The organism is Bacillus sp. N1(2025), assembly GCF_053470005.1.
On record NZ_JBLTJB010000019.1, the window covers coordinates 1 to 16611 of the forward strand.

The window sequence follows — 16611 nt, forward strand, 5'->3', positions numbered from 1 at the left end:
TTATAAGTATTGCTTCAGGAAATTAGAAACGTAATACGGAAATTTGCGTTCCGTGACCTCTAAGAACCGGCGGATCATCACATAATCATCACTGACATGCTGTGTCAGCAGTTCATACCACCACTCCGTTTCATATCTCGCAATCATTCCGATATTGTAGAGAACCAAATAATGAATAATCATTTCCGGAAGATGCAGGAAGTGATCACGCTGAGAGGGAATGTAATATTGATTTTTCTCCAAGTGAAACAATAAATTTGGCGAAGACCAAGGTTCTCTGTCTATCGGCTCAGCCTCAAAAACCAAGTGGTTATGGTCTTTCCTCAGAAAAGACCACTTCAAATGATGGCTGATATATTCAGCAAAGCGGGAATCAGACATATTGTAATGAATCACCGCATGCTCAGGCACTGAAATAAGGTCATCTTTCAGCTCTACTCGGGTCAGCCAATTCTTTTTCTCTTGGAAGTAAAAGACAGTATGCAATTCAGGAATGGCTGTCAGCAATTTCTTCATCGTATACCGTTCCTCCTCAAGACCAGCTACTCCGAATAAGTGCTTCATTACATGAATACATAAGCCATTGCGCTGCACCTTCACTTCATCATCCCTAAAGGAGTAATTTTGCTTTTTGCGTTTCCGGGCAGTCACGCCGTGCGCGAGTACTGAGGCGTGGCTTGGATAGCTTGGATCTGTGGTCAGAAGACAGGCTTTCAGCAATTGTGACATCCCGTAAAACAACAGAATAGGCTTAATTTCTAAAGGGGAAAGAGATGCCTGCTTATAAAAGGACTCGGCGTGTTTGATAAAGAATATGAAGCGCTCACTGTTCTTAAACGCATATCGTTTTGCTTCTTCCATGCCGCTTACTGTATAGACTTTATTTAGAAATTTCTGGGAAGATTCTACGGAATAAAATAATGATAACTCTTTCCACTCATGATCTCTCATACGTATTTTTAAACCCTTTCCTTTATCTAAATATTTCAACTCTTTTTCGCTTCCTTGACATGCTGTTTTCTAGTTGATAATCTACATATAATATTTTGCCGAAAAGAGGGGGATTTACTAATGTGGGAAAGTAAATTTTCAAAAGAAGGCTTAACGTTCGATGATGTACTGCTCGTACCGGCTCAATCAGACGTACTTCCGCGTGATGTGGATTTATCTGTTGAACTGACAAAGACGTTAAAGCTTAATATTCCTGTCATCAGTGCGGGAATGGATACAGTAACAGAATCAGCTATGGCGATTGCGATGGCCAGACAGGGCGGCTTGGGCATTATCCATAAAAACATGTCCATCGAACAGCAGGCTGAACATGTTGACAAAGTCAAACGTTCTGAACGGGGCGTTATTACAAATCCCTTCTTTTTAACACCAGATCATCAAGTATTCGATGCGGAGCATTTGATGGGGAAATACAGAATTTCCGGTGTTCCGATCGTAGATAATAAAGACGATCAAAAGCTTGTCGGTATCATTACAAACCGTGATCTTCGCTTTATCTCTGATTATTCAATGAAAATCAGTGATGTCATGACAAAAGAAGAGCTGGTTACGGCTCCTGTGGGAACCACATTAGACGAAGCAGAAAAAATCTTACAGAAACATAAAATTGAAAAACTTCCGTTAGTGGATGACCAAAACAAATTAAAAGGTCTTATCACGATCAAAGATATTGAAAAGGTTATCGAATTCCCGAATTCATCTAAAGATGAACACGGACGCCTTATTGTCGGCGCTGCGGTAGGCGTGACAGGCGATACAATGACACGCGTCAGCAAGCTTGTTGAAGCGAATGTCGACGTTATCGTGGTTGATACGGCTCACGGACATTCCAGAGGCGTACTGAACACAGTTGCGAAAATCCGTGAAACATATCCTGAACTGAACATTATCGCGGGAAATGTTGCAACGGCTGAAGCGACAAAAGCTCTGATTGAAGCCGGAGCAAATATTGTAAAAGTGGGAATCGGACCTGGTTCTATCTGTACGACACGCGTCGTTGCAGGTGTAGGCGTACCGCAGATCACTGCCATTTATGATTGCGCCACTGAAGCGAGAAAACACGGCGCGACAATTATCGCAGACGGCGGTATTAAATTCTCAGGAGATATTACGAAAGCGTTGGCTTCAGGCGGACATGCCGTAATGCTCGGAAGCCTGCTTGCCGGTACTTCAGAAAGCCCGGGAGAGACTGAAATCTATCAGGGCAGAAGATTTAAAGTGTATCGCGGTATGGGTTCTGTCGCTGCCATGGAAAAAGGCAGTAAAGACCGATATTTCCAAGAAGAAAATAAGAAATTCGTCCCTGAAGGTATCGAAGGACGGACTCCGTACAAAGGTCCTGTAGAAGAAACAGTGTATCAGCTTGTCGGCGGTCTTCGTTCAGGTATGGGATATTGCGGTTCAAAAGACTTGCGTGCTTTAAGAGAAGAGGCTCAATTCATCCGTATGACAGGTGCCGGTCTTCGCGAAAGTCATCCGCATGATGTCCAAATTACGAAAGAATCACCAAACTACACAATCTCATAATTGTTACAAATAAAAAACATTTGACAGGGTCGCTGACTCTGTCTATTTTTTTTATATCGAGTGTGATAAAATTTATACTGTTGTGTTTTGAATTTGAATATGTCCTTAACGGCTTAATTATAGATTTAAAATGAATGACGGAGGTCGTAAGATTGAACATCACGAAATGGAAACAGCTGTTGGTGTCATTAGTGGTACTGGCACTGGCCGCAACTTGCTTTGTTCCGATGTCTAAAGCGGAGGCAGCCGGCAATGACCCGATTGATGTCAACGCATCAGCTGCGATAATGATTGAGGCTTCATCGGGAAAAATTTTATACAGTAAAAATGCAGACAAAAGACTGCCGATTGCCAGCATGACAAAAATGATGACTGAATATCTGCTTCTGGAAGCCATTAAAGAAGGAAAAGTGAAATGGGATCAAACGTATACTCCTGATGATTATGTCTATGAAATTTCTCAAGACAACAGTTTATCAAACGTCCCCCTTCGAAAAGACGGCAAATACACGGTTAAAGAACTGTATCAGGCTATGGCGATTTACTCTGCCAACGGAGCCGCGATTGCAGTTGCCGAAATTCTTGCCGGAACTGAAACAAAATTTGTCGCTGAAATGAATGCGAAAGCCAAAGAATTAGGTATGACAAACTATGATTTTAAAAATGCCACAGGGCTTGTGAATGAAGACCTTCACGGCAAGCAGCCGCAAGGAGAAGGCGTTAAAGAAGAAAGTGAAGTTTCTGCTAAAGACATGGCGCTTCTTGCAGACCGCCTGATCACTGATTATCCGGAAGTTCTCAAAACAACAAGCATTGCTAAGACGAAATTCAGAGCCGGCACTGATGATGAAATGGACATGCCGAACTGGAACTTCATGTTAAAAGGTCTTGTTTCTGAATACCCTGGCGTTGACGGCTTAAAAACGGGTTCTACTGATTCTGCGGGATCTTGTTTTACAAGCACAGCACAGCGGAACGGAATGCGGGTCATCACCGTTGTATTAAACGCTAAAGGCAACCTGCATACCGGACGTTTTGATGAAACGAAAAAAATGCTCGATTACGCATTTAACAGCAATTTCTCAATGAAAGATCTTTACCCTGAAGGCTCTCAAGTAAAAGGGCACAAAACGATTGACGTTGAAAAAGGGAAAGACAAGCAAGTCGATATTGTTACTGACAAGGCGCTTTCTATTCCTGTGAAAAGCGGGGATGAAAAGAACTATAAAGCCGAAGTGACTTTAGATAAAAAAGAAATCACGGCTCCTGTGAAAAAGGGAACGAAAGTCGGAACGCTGACAGTTACATACAAAGGCAGTGACAAAGACTATGGCTTCCTCAAATCCAAAGAGTTCAGCGTGAATCTTGTAACGAAAAATGATGTAGATAAAGCAAACTGGTTTGTTCAGATGATGCGCGGCATCGGCGGATTCTTCTCCGGAATCTGGAACAGCGCCGTTGACACGGTAACAGGCTGGTTTTAAGAAATAAGAAAGAGCTCTGATGAAAGTTAGGGCTCTTTTGCTTAATATACTGAAAAAACCAAATTATTAGTAAAAAAATGATATCTATCTTATTCATCTCGCTGTAAAATAAGAATACCCATATGAAATATTGTATTTCTGGGATACAATAAGAGATAGAAATTATCTAACTATACATTGACTAGGGGGACCAAATAATGGCTCAAACAGGTACTGATCGTGTAAAACGCGGCATGGCGGAAATGCAAAAAGGCGGCGTCATCATGGACGTTGTAAATGCTGAACAAGCGAAGATTGCGGAAGAGGCGGGAGCTGTTGCCGTAATGGCGTTAGAACGCGTTCCGGCTGATATTCGCGCTGCCGGCGGTGTTGCCCGCATGGCTGATCCGACAATCGTTGAAGAAGTAATGAATGCTGTATCCATTCCCGTAATGGCAAAAGCGCGTATCGGACATATCGTTGAAGCGCGTGTCCTTGAGGCAATGGGAGTAGATTACATCGATGAAAGTGAAGTTCTGACTCCGGCTGACGAAGAATTTCATTTAAATAAAAATGAATATACAGTCCCGTTCGTATGCGGCTGCCGTGATCTCGGCGAAGCAACGCGCCGTATCGCCGAAGGAGCTTCCATGCTTCGTACAAAAGGCGAACCGGGAACAGGAAACATTGTGGAAGCTGTCCGCCATATGAGAAAAGTAAACGCGCAAGTGCGCAAAGTTGTTGCGATGAGCGATGATGAGCTGATGACTGAAGCTAAAAACCTCGGTGCTCCTTATGAACTGCTTCTTCAAATCAAGCGTGACGGCAAACTGCCTGTAGTGAACTTTGCTGCCGGCGGAGTAGCGACGCCTGCTGACGCGGCATTGATGATGCAGCTTGGCGCTGACGGCGTATTTGTCGGTTCAGGTATTTTCAAATCAGACAACCCTGCTAAATTCGCCAAAGCAATTGTTGAAGCAACGACTCATTACACAGACTACAAACTGATCGCTGAGCTTTCTAAAGAATTAGGCACAGCAATGAAAGGCATCGAAATCTCAAATCTATTGCCGGAACAGCGTATGCAAGAACGCGGCTGGTAAAACCATAGGAGAGCTGGAAGCATGTTAACAATTGGTGTACTTGGACTTCAAGGAGCAGTAAGAGAACATATTCGTTCAATTGAAGCATGTGGTTCAAAAGGTGTCGTCATTAAGCGTCCTGAACAGCTGAATGATATCGACGGCTTAATCCTGCCGGGCGGGGAAAGCACGACAATGCGGCGTTTAATGGATACGTATCATTTTATGGAGCCGCTTCGCGAGTTTGCCGCCCAAGGCAAGCCGATGTTCGGCACTTGCGCCGGTCTGATTATCTTAGCCAAAGAGATAGCGGGAACGGATAACGCTCATTTAGGGCTGTTGAACGTTGTCGTCGAGCGTAATTCCTTTGGCCGTCAGGTCGACAGCTTTGAAGCTGATCTGACGATTAAAGGCCTTGATGAGCCGTTTACGGGTGTATTTATTCGCGCGCCGCATATTTTAGAAGCCGGAGAAGATGTTGAAGTGCTTTGTGAGCATAACGGACGCATCGTGGCTGCAAAGCAGGGGAATTTCCTCGGCTGCTCGTTCCATCCTGAACTGACGGATGATCACCGGGTGACAGAGCTGTTTGTGAAGATGGCGGAAAAGCATAAGCAGGAAACAGCTGTATAAAACAGTTGAAAACCGCTGATACTTATAGTACATTATAAACACAAATAAAGATCGAAAAGCGTTGACAGGAAGCAGTAGGGAGCCTCTCTTTCAAAGAGAGCCGATGGGTGGTGCGAATCGGTGAAAGATGCTGTCCGAATCCGTCCTTGAGCGAAATGCTGAAAACAAGTAGGCATTTACGGGAAAACCGTTATGTGTTAAAGCGGGAAGCAAGTGTGAGCTTGTTTTCAATCAGGGTGGCAACGCGAGAGCTCTCGTCCCTTTTAGGGGATGAGGGCTCTTTTTTATTTTCGATAAAAACAGATAGGAGTTGTTAGGCATGATTGATACGAAGGTGCTGAGAGCCAATTTTCAAGAGGTAAAAGCGAAGCTCATTCCAAAAGGCGAAGACTTATCTGACTTTGACAAGTTTGAAGAGCTGGACGAAAAGAGAAGAGAGCTTATCGGTAAAGTAGAAGAACTGAAGGGAAAACGCAATGAAGTGTCTCAGCAGGTCGCCGTTTTGAAACGGGAGAAAAAAGACGCTGATCATATTATTAAAGAGATGCGTGAAGTGGGCGAAGAAATTAAGAAGCTTGATGAAGAGCTTCGTACTGTCGAAACGACGCTCGAAACCATCCTTCTGTCTATTCCGAACATCCCGCACGATTCAGTGCCCGTCGGGGAAACGGAAGATGATAACATTGAAATTCGCAAGTGGGGAGAGGCGCCGGCATTTTCATATGAGCCGAAACCGCATTGGGATATCGCAGACCATTTAAACATTCTTGATTTTGAACGCGCTTCAAAAGTAACAGGCAGCCGGTTTGTGTTTTATAAAGGATTAGGCGCCCGCCTCGAACGCGCGCTCTATAACTTTATGCTGGATCTTCACGTTGATGAATATGATTACACGGAAGTCATTCCTCCTTATATGGTAAACCGTACGAGCATGACAGGTACAGGACAGCTTCCTAAATTTGAAGAGGATGCTTTTAAAATCAGAGAAGAGGATTATTTCTTAATTCCGACGGCGGAAGTGCCGATTACAAATATGCACCGCGATGAAATCTTATCCGGTGAGAACCTGCCGATCAATTATGCCGCATTCAGCGCTTGCTTCCGTTCAGAAGCGGGGTCTGCCGGCCGTGATACACGCGGTTTGATCCGCCAGCATCAGTTCAACAAGGTTGAGCTTGTGAAATTCGTGAAGCCGGAAGATTCTTATGAGGAGCTTGAAAAACTGACAAATCAAGCCGAGCGGGTGCTTCAGCTGCTCGAACTGCCGTATCGTGTCATGAGCATGTGTACCGGTGATCTCGGCTTTACAGCCGCGAAAAAGTACGATATTGAGGTATGGATTCCGAGCCAAGACACATACCGTGAAATTTCTTCTTGCAGTAACTTTGAGGCCTTCCAGGCGAGACGCGCAAACATTCGATTCAGACGCGAAGCGAAAGGCAAGCCGGAGCATGTGCATACATTAAACGGTTCAGGTCTTGCAGTCGGCAGAACAGTAGCTGCCATCTTAGAAAACTATCAGCAAGAGGACGGAAGTGTCATTATTCCGAAAGTGCTTCGTCCTTATATGGGAAATAAAGAAGTCATCAAACCGTAAAAGGTGCGCCCTAGAGGCGCGCCTTTTTTGCTGCCCGGTATAGAGCGGCGGCATTCCGGGCTGTGCTTTCAAGGTTAAAACGGCCGGATGCTAAGGCGTCTTCAAGACTTACAGCACCCGGCACGATAGAAAATACAGCTGTTATTCCTGTGCTGTAAACATGCTCGAAATTTTTGCCTAAGGAGCCTGCCAATGCGATAACGGGAATTTCTTGAGCAGATGCGCGTGCGGCGATCCCGGCGGGGGTTTTGCCGAATATCGTTTGTCCGTCTATCTGCCCCTCTCCGGTAATGACAAGGTCAGCGCCTCTTATCTGATCTGAGAAGGACAGTGTATCTAATACAACATCAATCCCGCTTTGAAGTTCTGCCTGTAAGAAAGCGATCAGTCCGGCGCCCAGTCCCCCTGCGGCGCCCGCGCCTTTTACGGTACCCGCTTCGATATCGTGCTGACGTCTCAATACGTCAGCGAAATGGCGTAAATTGCGATCCAATACAACTTTAGTCTTCTCGGACGCCCCTTTTTGCGGGCCGAAGACATATGACGCGCCGTTTTCACCGGTCAGAGGATTTTCGACATCACATGCGGCTCGAAAACGGATATGTTTCAGATCAGGAGAGAGACCGCTTATATCAATAGAAGCTAGGGTGTGCAGAGCGCCTCCGCCATCAGGTATCTCCTGACCTTCCTCATTTAAGAAACGCACACCGAGCGCGCTCGCCATTCCTGTTCCGCCGTCATTGGTTGCGCTTCCGCCAAGCCCGATGATGATCTCACCCGCCCCGCGGGAAGCTGCATCTGCTATCAGTTCACCCGTTCCTCTTGTCGTTGTGTTCAACGGATCTCTGAGATGGCGGGGAACGAGATGAAGTCCCGATGCTTCCGCCATTTCAATGACTGCCGTGCGTCCGTCTCCCAGAAGTCCATATGCGGCGTTTACCGGCGTTCCCAGCGGACCGGTCACAGTTTTTTTGATGATGCTTCCGCCAGTGGCATCCGTCAAAGCCTGAACGGTTCCTTCTCCGCCGTCGGCCGCGGGTATCTTGATATATTCCGCGTCAGGGAAGACCGCTTTGAATCCTATTTCTATACTGTCAGCGGCTTCTTTTGATGTCATGCTTTCTTTGAAAGAATCGGGTGCAATGATGATTTTCATTATGTTCTCCACCTTTATGAGCAGGTTATCTGTTTGAATATATTCTTGATTTTTACTGTGTTTTCCTGCCCGTATGGCATACTGAGGTTGAATTGAACGCAAGTCTTTTGTATGATAGTAAAGCTGACGGACAAGCCGTTTAAGAAATGAAATAAAAAATATGAAAAAGCGCTTGACTGAAATTTAGGTCATGTGGTATATTATTAAATGTCGATACGGAGGAATACCCAAGTCTGGCTGAAGGGATCGGTCTTGAAAACCGACAGGGGTGTCAAAGCCCGCGGGGGTTCGAATCCCTCTTCCTCCGCCATATTGATTTTAAACCTAATGAAACTCGAGCATATATTGGAGATTGTTTTGTCCGCTGCATGTGATGCAGCGGATTTTTTATATGCAAAAAAAGCGATTTTCTCTGTTCGGGGAAAATCGCTTTGCTATTTTTATTTGTTTCTGTTTTCGTTGATCACGTGACTGATTTTTTCGATCAAAGGTTCCAGTGACTGTTCATCAGCTTCAAGGTCATAATCTTCAATGCGTACTTTCAGCACAGGGCAGGCGTTAAAACCGCTGATCCAGTCTTCGTACCGTGTATACATCTCTTCCCAATAGGAGCGGTTTGTCTGCAGCTCCATCTCGCGGCCCCGCTTTTCAATCCGGTTTATAATGTTTTCAAGGTCGCCTTCTAAATAGATCAAAACATCAGGATGCGGGAAGTACGGCGTCATGACCATCGCCTCAAATAGGCTTGTGTATGTTGTGTAATCTGTCAGCGACATGGTTCCTTTATCGGCATGCATTTTTGCGAATATGCCTGTATCTTCATAAATCGAACGGTCCTGCACGAATCCGCCGCCTGATTCAAACATATTTTTCTGCTCTTTGAACCGCTCAGCCAGAAAATAAATTTGCAAATGGAAGCTCCAGCGTTCAAAATCGTGATAAAACTTCTCTAAATAAGGATTTTCATCCACTTCTTCGAGTGAGGTATGAAACCCGAGCCGTTTTGCTAAAGCTTTGGTCAAAGTCGATTTTCCGACTCCTACCGTTCCCGCTACTGTGATAATGGCGTTGTTTGGAATATGAATGTCTTTCATTTAATAAGCTCCTTTACCTGACGGGCAATTCTTTCATAGTCTGTCTTATTCAAAACAAAGTCTTCAGTATCACCGTCAATGGTCAGTACAGATATATCCGGATCTTCTTCCTGAAGCTGTCTGATGGCTGTGTCGTAATCTGCAATGAGACGTTCCAGATATTGATGTTCGATATTTTTCTCAAACGGGCGCCCGCGTTTTTCAATGCGTTGAAGCAATGTCGGCAGGCTTGCCTTTATGTATACAATAACATTCGGTTTCGGCAGGTCGTGAGTGAGCAGATGATAAATCCGCTTATATTTCTCAAGCTTTTGGCCGTGCAATGTACGCTCTGCGAAAATAACATTTTTATAAATATGATAATCGGACAAAACGGGCTGTCCTTGTTTTAAATAATCTCGATCGGTGTCTTCAAGCTGTTTATACCTGTGACATAGAAAAAACATTTCAAGCTGGAAACTCCACTCCTCGATATTGTCATAAAACTTATCGAGATAAGGATTGTCTTCCACAATCTCATTAATCATAGGAAAACCGAGCTCTTCAGAAAGCATCGTAGCGAGTGTCGTTTTTCCTGCCCCGATAGGACCTTCTACCGCGATAAAAGGGGCTCTGTTCATTGAAAATCCTCCTTAATTCTGCAAACATCCGTCAGCTGCCGGCCTATATATTGTATCACACTCTCAGAAAAGCCCATGAAAAAAGACGCTTCCAATTAACGAAACGTCTCTTTTACAATATGAAATTGATCGTTGAGCAAAAGCCAGTTTTGCGGGAAAGAAAGGCCGAGTTTCCAATAGCTGATCCCTCTTAAATGCAGTTCTTTAATTAAATTGAATTTTGCTTGAATTGATCGTGCGTCTTCAAACCATACTTCATGCCGTCTCTGATTTTCATCCGTGTAACGAAAGAATGGAGCCTGGGCGGTTTCGTCATATTGAATGTCAACTTTATGGCGTGCTGCCAGAGCGATTGCCTGCTGAGGACTGACGGCTTTCGCTGTCGTTCCCTGTTTGAAAGGCAGTGTCCAATCGTAGCCGTACATATTCTGGCCCATGACGATTTTTGAAGAAGGCATTTCCGTCAGTGCGTACTCAATGACATTTCTTACAGGGCCGATAGGTGATACGGCCTGAGCCGGGCCTCCGCTGTATCCCCACTCATATGTCATGATCACGACAAAATCGACGATTTCTCCATGTGCCCTATAGTCATGTGCTTCGTACCATTTGCCGGCCTGAGTCGCGCTTGTTTTCGGAGCAAGCGCCGTTGAAATCTTCCAGCCTTCCCGATGAAAAATCGTTCTCGCTTCACGTAAAAAACGATTGTAGGCTTCTCTGTCCTGTGGACGTAAATATTCGAAATCAAAGTGAATATCGCGAAAGCCGTGCTTTTTAGCCGTGGAGACGATTTCCTGAAAAAGTTTTGTTTTCACTGTATTGTCATTCAAGATGAGCCGCCCGAGTTCATCGCTGAATGCGTCATTTTCAAGGTTGGTGATGATCATCATCAGTGTGGTGTTGTGCCTGTCACTGATGCTTTTTAAATTGGTCAGAGGCGGTTCCTTTAAAGTCCCGTTCCGCTGCACTTGAAAACTGAATGCGCCGAGGTATGTTAAATAAGGAGAGGCCTCCCTTGCCGCCTGCTGCAGATTAGCGCTTACGCTCGTTCCCCGCGGTTCTATATATGCGTTTGATTCGATATCGGGCTTATTCGCCTGCTGCGGAATGTAAAGGCGGGTTCCGACTCTCAATGTGGTGCCGGGCTGAATTCCGTTCACCTTCGCAAGCTCCGCGGCCGATATATGAAAACGGCCGGCGATTGACGCGAGAGTATCACCTTGTTTCACTTCGTAATATTGACCCTCAATCGGGATGACAAGGGTTTGTCCGACAACCAATGTATTTGGATTAGGCAGTTTATTTGCTTCCGCAATGACATTTGCGGCTGTCCGGTAGCGCGCCGCAATAGCGGAAAGCGTGTCGCCCCGTTTCACTATATAGATCTGAATGAAAAACGCCTCCTTTCATATCCGCTATTAAATGTATGAAAAAAGGAGGCTGATCATGTTTATTTTTCGGCGGTAATTTGTTTTTCCGTGGTTATTTCTGCGAAGAGAACATTCTCCATCATGGTCAAAGCGAAATCATTGTCTTCGTCGTTATTGGAAGCGGTGCAGTCTTTCGGAATGGTAATGCTGTATTCTCTCATATAGGCGTCGTTGGCCGTGAACAGCACACAAATGTTCCCGGCAATCCCCGTGATAATTAATCGGTTCACTTGTAATTCGGTCAGAAGGGTGTGAAGCGCCGTTTCGTAAAAAGCGGAATGCTTCGGTTTAATGAGAAAATAATCATCCGGCTGAGGCGAAATATCTTTTATAATGGGGGCGCTTCTGTCGTTGCTGCATTCCTCCCTGATGGCATCAATATCAGCCTTCCAGAGCCCGTAATGATCATTAATATAAATAATCGGCCAGTTGCTTTGTTTTGCATGCTTCTTTAATGATAAAATACGGGGGACAATTTGTTTGGTTTTTTCAGCAAGACGTTCGCCCATATCAAATTGAAAATTGTTGATCATATCGACAATCAGAAGGGCTGTGTTGTTAGGTTCAGACAATACCGGCAACTCCTTTCTGCTTGGGTATTCCTATTTTAACCTTTATGAGACATGAAAAAACTTAAGAAGAGAGCTTGAACCTATGAATGATGAATATTATATGAGAGAAGCCATAAAAGAAGCGAAGAAAGCCGAAGCGAAAGGTGAAGTGCCGATCGGAGCAGTTCTTGTTCTGCATGATGAGATCGTGGCGCGGGCGCATAATCTGCGGGAGACTGAACAGAGGTCGCTTGCCCACGCCGAAATGCTGGCGATAGACGAAGCGTGCCGTAAGCTGGGGACATGGAGACTTGAGGAAGCCGTTCTTTATGTCACTTTGGAGCCGTGTCCGATGTGCGCGGGAGCCGTCGTGCTTTCGAGAGTCGATAAGGTCGTATTCGGCGCATTTGATCCCAAGGGGGGCTGTACAGGAACGCTGATGAACCTCTTGCAGGAAGAGCGGTTCAACCACCAAGCGGAAGTGGTGAGCGGAGTGCTCGGAGAAGAGTGCGGAGAAATGCTCAGCGCTTTTTTCAGAAAGCTGCGCCGGCAAAAGAAAGACATGAGGAAAAAGTTGTCTGAGTAGTACGGTTGCATTTTCTGCCTGAAGCAGATATACTTATGTGTGCATCATGAATGGTGCGCATATCAAAATTTGATATTTATTTTGCCGTGCTAAGCGGGGAGGTAGCGGTGCCCTGTACCCGCAATCCGCTCTAGCGGGGCCGAATCCCTTCTCGAGGTTCGTTTACTGTAAGGTCTGCCTTAAGTAAGTGGCGTTGACGTCTGGGTCCTGCGCAATGGGAATTCATGAACCATGTCAGGTCCGGAAGGAAGCAGCATTAAGTGAAACCTCTCATGTGCCGCAGGGTTGCCTGGGCTGAGCTAACTGCTTAAGTAACGCTTAGGGTAGCGAATCGACAGAAGGTGCACGGTAAATCAATCATCAAATTTCAGACTCACCTGTTTATGGCAGGTGAGTTTTTTCGTATATGAAAAACGGGTTTTGGCGTTAAAAGCACGTTCATGTATAATAAACATGATGAATAACAGAGGAGGGCGCATCCTGTGGGTTACCAAGCTTTATATCGAGTATTTAGGCCTCAGCAGTTTGAAGATGTGGTCGGACAGGAACACATTACGAAAACGCTGCAAAATGCCCTTTTGCAAAAGAAATTTTCTCATGCATATCTGTTTTCTGGACCGCGGGGAACGGGAAAAACCAGTGCAGCTAAAATATTTGCGAAAGCAGTCAACTGTGAGCACGCTCCCGTAGAAGAACCGTGCAATGAATGTGCGGCGTGCAAGGGGATCACAAACGGCTCTATATCAGATGTGATTGAAATAGATGCGGCGTCGAATAACGGCGTAGACGAAATCCGCGACATCCGTGACAAAGTAAAATTCGCCCCGTCGGCCGTCACCTACAAAGTATATATTATAGATGAGGTGCATATGCTCTCTATCGGCGCATTCAATGCGCTTCTGAAAACGCTGGAAGAACCGCCGGCACATTGCATTTTCATATTAGCTACGACTGAGCCTCATAAGATTCCTTTAACCATTATCTCCAGATGTCAGCGTTTTGACTTCAAACGGATTACATCCAAAGCAATTGTCGGACGAATGAAGACAATCGTCGATGCAGAGCAGCTGAAGGTGGAAGAAGGAGCCCTTGATATCATAGCGAGTGCTGCGGACGGAGGAATGAGGGACGCGCTGAGCCTGCTCGATCAAGCCGTATCATTCAGCGGCGAGGAGCTGTCGGTGGATGACGCATTGCTCATTACCGGAGCCGTTTCTCAGCACTATATTGGAAAACTGGCATCTGCTCTTCACCGCAAACAGGTTTCCGAGGCATTGGAAACACTGAATGAATTGCTCCAGCAGGGGAAAGATGCGGCCAAACTGATTGAAGATATGATTTTCTATTTCAGGGATATGCTCTTGTACCAGGCCGCTCCCGGTTTAGAAGGAGTCCTGGAAAAGGTGAAGGTCGATGAAACGTTTCGGAATCTGAGCGGTGACATACCGGCCCCCGCTTTATATGAGATGATTGATATCCTGAATAAAAGCCATCAGGAAATGAAGTGGACGAACCACCCAAGAATCTTTTTTGAAGTGGCTGTCGTGAAAATATGCCAGACGGCACAGCAATCCGCCGGAGACATCCCTGAGGTCGGCATGCTGATGAATAAGATCCAGCAGCTTGAGCAGGAAGTAGAAAGGCTGAAAACCTCCGGTGTGAAGGTTCAGATGGAAAGCGCTCCGAAAGAAGCTCCGCGTCCTCAAAAAGGCGGAAAAAGCCATTATAAAGCCCCGGTCGGAAGAATTCATGAGATATTGAAGGAAGCCACAAGACCTGATCTTGAACAGCTTAAAAGCAGCTGGGGCAAGCTGCTGGCACACCTGAAACAGCAGAATAAGGTGTCTCATGCGGCTCTTTTGAATGACAGTGAACCGGTGGCTGCTGCTCAAAAGGCATTTGTGCTTAAATTTAAATACGAAATCCATTGTAAAATGGTTGCAGAAGACAATAACGGAGTCCGTACGAATCTTGAACAGATTCTCGAATCAATGCTCGGGAAAAGAATGGATTTGATTGGCGTTCCGGAAGCACAATGGGGTAAAATAAGAGAAGAATTTTTAAATGATCACCAGCAGGAAAGTGAAGGATCAAACGAACCGGCTGAAGAAGATCCGCTGATTGCAGAGGCGAAAAAACTTGTCGGAGCGGATTTAATCGAAATAAAAGACTAATAAGATGAAAGAGAGTGATTGAATATGCGTGGCGGAATGGGAAACATGCAAAAAATGATGAAACAAATGCAAAAAATGCAAAAGGATATGGCGAAGGCTCAGGAGGAGCTTGCTGAAAAAGTGCTTGAAGGCACAGCGGGCGGCGGTATGGTGACTGTAAAAGTCAACGGCCAAAAAGAAGTTGTAGACGTTGCCATTAAAGAAGAAGTCGTTGATCCGGAAGATATCGAAATGCTTCAGGACCTGGTTCTTGCTGCGACAAACGACGCCCTCAAAAAAGTGGATGACATGACGAATGAGACAATGGGACAATTTACAAAAGGAATGAACATACCGGGTTTATTCTAGGGGGATAAATAAACATGCAGTATCCTGAACCAATATCAAAGCTGATTGACAGCTTTATGAAATTGCCAGGGATCGGACCGAAAACAGCGGTTCGTCTGGCTTTTTTTGTTCTAGGTATGAAAGAAGACACAGTATTGGATTTTGCTAAGGCGCTTGTCAATGCGAAGCGGAATCTGACATATTGCTCAATTTGCGGACATATAACAGATCAGGACCCTTGTTATATATGTGAGGACACAAGGAGGGATAAGTCTGTTATTTGTGTCGTGCAAGACCCTAAGGATGTGATCGCAATGGAGAAAATGAAGGAATATAACGGCCAGTATCATGTTCTTCACGGCGCGATTTCACCAATGGACGGCATCGGCCCGGAGGATATTAAGATTCCGGAGCTGCTGAAACGTCTTCAGGATGATCAAGTGACAGAAGTTATTCTCGCAACCAACCCTAATATTGAAGGGGAAGCAACAGCGATGTATATATCAAGGCTGTTAAAGCCCTCAGGCATCAAGCTCTCCCGTATTGCCCACGGTCTGCCCGTCGGCGGTGATTTGGAATATGCTGATGAGGTCACTCTTTCAAAAGCTCTTGAAGGAAGACGTGAATTGTAAGGGAGGAAAAGGCAAGGCATGGGTTTTCTTCGCAGAAATACATTAAGAAAAGAGTTTGATGAGAAGCTGATAGAACAGCTCTTTAAACAAAAAGAAGAATGGAACAGACAGAAGAGTCTGGTCGAGAAAAGTCTCGAGCCCTCCGCTGAGGTGTTGTTTGAGCTGAAAGTCGCTGAATCTAAGTACTTTTTTTATTTGAAAGAAGCGAAGCAGCGGAATTTGAAAATGAGCAGATGGAAGTAAGAGGTCTATTCTCCGGGATCTTCTCATAAGCTTGTACTAAACAAGCGAGGGGGAAGATTCATGGAGCCTTTTTTCATTATCGGTTTGATTGTCGGTCTGGTTGCTTTGCTTTTTTTATGGGGAGTATCTTCAAAACCGTTAAGATGGATTGGTGTGACAGCGATTAAGTTTATTGCCGGTGCGATTCTGCTGGTGGGTGTGAACTTGTTCGGGGGCAGTCTCGGTATTCATATCCCTGTTAACCTGATTACAACGGGCATCAGCGGGATTCTGGGGATTCCCGGCATCGCGGCTTTGATAGTCATTAAACGCTTCATCATTTAATTTGTCGATTATTGTTGACATATTGGATCAAGGGTGGTATTCTAATATACGTCGCTGATGACGAAATGAATTTTTGAAAAAGAAATTTTAAAAAAGTTGTTGACGGCATTGAAGTTGATATGTTACAATAATTAAGTCGCTTCAAGAGCGATGGACAAAGT

17 protein-coding genes, 1 tRNA gene, 1 other RNA gene and 1 other annotated feature are annotated in these 16611 nt (G+C 45.2%); of the genes, 13 read left to right on the forward strand and 6 right to left on the reverse strand.

What is annotated here, in order from left to right; translation table 11 throughout:
• Window positions 1-951, reverse strand: coding sequence for a YaaC family protein (locus ACNFN4_RS21825; protein WP_448200470.1), 951 nt, complete (start codon window positions 949-951; stop codon window positions 1-3).
• Window positions 952-1071: 120 nt separating this feature from the next.
• Between ACNFN4_RS21825 and guaB the strand changes: the two genes are divergently transcribed.
• The 5 genes from guaB to serS all read left to right on the forward strand — a co-directional run bounded on the left by guaB (window position 1072) and on the right by serS (window position 7313).
• The gene (guaB, locus tag ACNFN4_RS21830; RefSeq protein ID WP_003150717.1) at window positions 1072-2538 is read left to right on the forward strand and encodes an IMP dehydrogenase; all 1467 of its coding nucleotides are present in this window, start codon (window positions 1072-1074) and stop codon (window positions 2536-2538) included.
• Window positions 2539-2690: 152 nt separating this feature from the next.
• Complete coding sequence (gene dacA, locus ACNFN4_RS21835) at window positions 2691-4022, forward strand: D-alanyl-D-alanine carboxypeptidase (protein WP_011996156.1); 1332 nt, start codon at window positions 2691-2693, stop codon at window positions 4020-4022.
• Between the two features lie 197 nt (window positions 4023-4219).
• A complete protein-coding gene (pdxS, locus tag ACNFN4_RS21840; protein WP_003150714.1) occupies window positions 4220-5104 on the forward strand; it encodes a pyridoxal 5'-phosphate synthase lyase subunit PdxS in 885 nt (294 codons plus the stop codon).
• A 21-nt stretch (window positions 5105-5125) separates the two neighbouring features.
• Complete coding sequence (gene pdxT, locus ACNFN4_RS21845; protein ID WP_007615126.1) at window positions 5126-5716, forward strand: pyridoxal 5'-phosphate synthase glutaminase subunit PdxT; 591 nt, start codon at window positions 5126-5128, stop codon at window positions 5714-5716.
• 52 nt (window positions 5717-5768) lie between these two features.
• Window positions 5769-5981: a binding site (T-box leader), on the forward strand.
• A gap of 54 nt (window positions 5982-6035) precedes the next feature.
• Window positions 6036-7313 (forward strand): serine--tRNA ligase, encoded by a 1278-nt coding sequence (serS, locus tag ACNFN4_RS21850; protein WP_007408744.1) that lies wholly within the window; start codon window positions 6036-6038, stop codon window positions 7311-7313.
• 10 nt (window positions 7314-7323) lie between these two features.
• Here serS and ACNFN4_RS21855 read toward each other — a convergent pair whose 3' ends face one another.
• Window positions 7324-8469, reverse strand: coding sequence for a glycerate kinase (locus tag ACNFN4_RS21855; protein ID WP_448200471.1), 1146 nt, complete (start codon window positions 8467-8469; stop codon window positions 7324-7326).
• A 217-nt stretch (window positions 8470-8686) separates the two neighbouring features.
• On the opposite strand from ACNFN4_RS21855, the gene ACNFN4_RS21860 reads away from it, so the two are divergent.
• Window positions 8687-8779: transfer RNA gene (locus ACNFN4_RS21860), tRNA-Ser, on the forward strand.
• A gap of 130 nt (window positions 8780-8909) precedes the next feature.
• On the opposite strand, the gene dck is transcribed toward ACNFN4_RS21860, so the two are convergent.
• From dck to ACNFN4_RS21880, 4 genes are all read right to left on the reverse strand, one after another.
• Complete coding sequence (gene dck / locus ACNFN4_RS21865) at window positions 8910-9563, reverse strand: deoxyadenosine/deoxycytidine kinase (protein WP_007615132.1); 654 nt, start codon at window positions 9561-9563, stop codon at window positions 8910-8912.
• A complete protein-coding gene (gene dgk / locus ACNFN4_RS21870; protein ID WP_063636947.1) occupies window positions 9560-10183 on the reverse strand; it encodes a deoxyguanosine kinase in 624 nt (207 codons plus the stop codon). The genes dck and dgk overlap by 4 nt, the downstream gene beginning before the upstream one ends.
• 95 nt (window positions 10184-10278) lie before the next feature.
• Window positions 10279-11562, reverse strand: coding sequence for a LysM peptidoglycan-binding domain-containing protein (locus ACNFN4_RS21875; protein ID WP_038461137.1), 1284 nt, complete (start codon window positions 11560-11562; stop codon window positions 10279-10281).
• A gap of 71 nt (window positions 11563-11633) precedes the next feature.
• Window positions 11634-12185 (reverse strand): cysteine hydrolase family protein, encoded by a 552-nt coding sequence (locus tag ACNFN4_RS21880; RefSeq protein WP_014416712.1) that lies wholly within the window; start codon window positions 12183-12185, stop codon window positions 11634-11636.
• An 82-nt stretch (window positions 12186-12267) separates the two neighbouring features.
• Between ACNFN4_RS21880 and tadA the strand changes: the two genes are divergently transcribed.
• The 7 genes from tadA (at window position 12268) to ACNFN4_RS21915 (ending at window position 16450) form a co-directional block, all read left to right on the forward strand.
• The gene (gene tadA / locus ACNFN4_RS21885) at window positions 12268-12750 is read left to right on the forward strand and encodes a tRNA adenosine(34) deaminase TadA (RefSeq protein WP_017419509.1); all 483 of its coding nucleotides are present in this window, start codon (window positions 12268-12270) and stop codon (window positions 12748-12750) included.
• A gap of 84 nt (window positions 12751-12834) precedes the next feature.
• Window positions 12835-13099, forward strand: an RNA gene (gene ffs, locus ACNFN4_RS21890) — signal recognition particle sRNA large type.
• 133 nt (window positions 13100-13232) lie between these two features.
• Window positions 13233-14924 (forward strand): DNA polymerase III subunit gamma/tau, encoded by a 1692-nt coding sequence (dnaX, locus tag ACNFN4_RS21895; RefSeq protein WP_003150701.1) that lies wholly within the window; start codon window positions 13233-13235, stop codon window positions 14922-14924.
• 24 nt (window positions 14925-14948) lie between these two features.
• Complete coding sequence (locus tag ACNFN4_RS21900) at window positions 14949-15272, forward strand: YbaB/EbfC family nucleoid-associated protein (protein ID WP_003150700.1); 324 nt, start codon at window positions 14949-14951, stop codon at window positions 15270-15272.
• Between the two features lie 14 nt (window positions 15273-15286).
• Window positions 15287-15883, forward strand: a complete 597-nt coding sequence (gene recR, locus ACNFN4_RS21905) for a recombination protein RecR (protein WP_003150697.1) — start codon at window positions 15287-15289, stop codon at window positions 15881-15883.
• 18 nt (window positions 15884-15901) lie between these two features.
• Window positions 15902-16126 carry a YaaL family protein gene (locus tag ACNFN4_RS21910; protein WP_007408755.1) on the forward strand — a complete coding sequence of 75 codons (225 nt, stop codon included), beginning with the start codon at window positions 15902-15904 and terminating at the stop codon, window positions 16124-16126.
• A 60-nt stretch (window positions 16127-16186) separates the two neighbouring features.
• Window positions 16187-16450 (forward strand): pro-sigmaK processing inhibitor BofA family protein, encoded by a 264-nt coding sequence (locus ACNFN4_RS21915; RefSeq protein WP_003150686.1) that lies wholly within the window; start codon window positions 16187-16189, stop codon window positions 16448-16450.
• Window positions 16451-16611 lie beyond the last annotated feature (161 nt).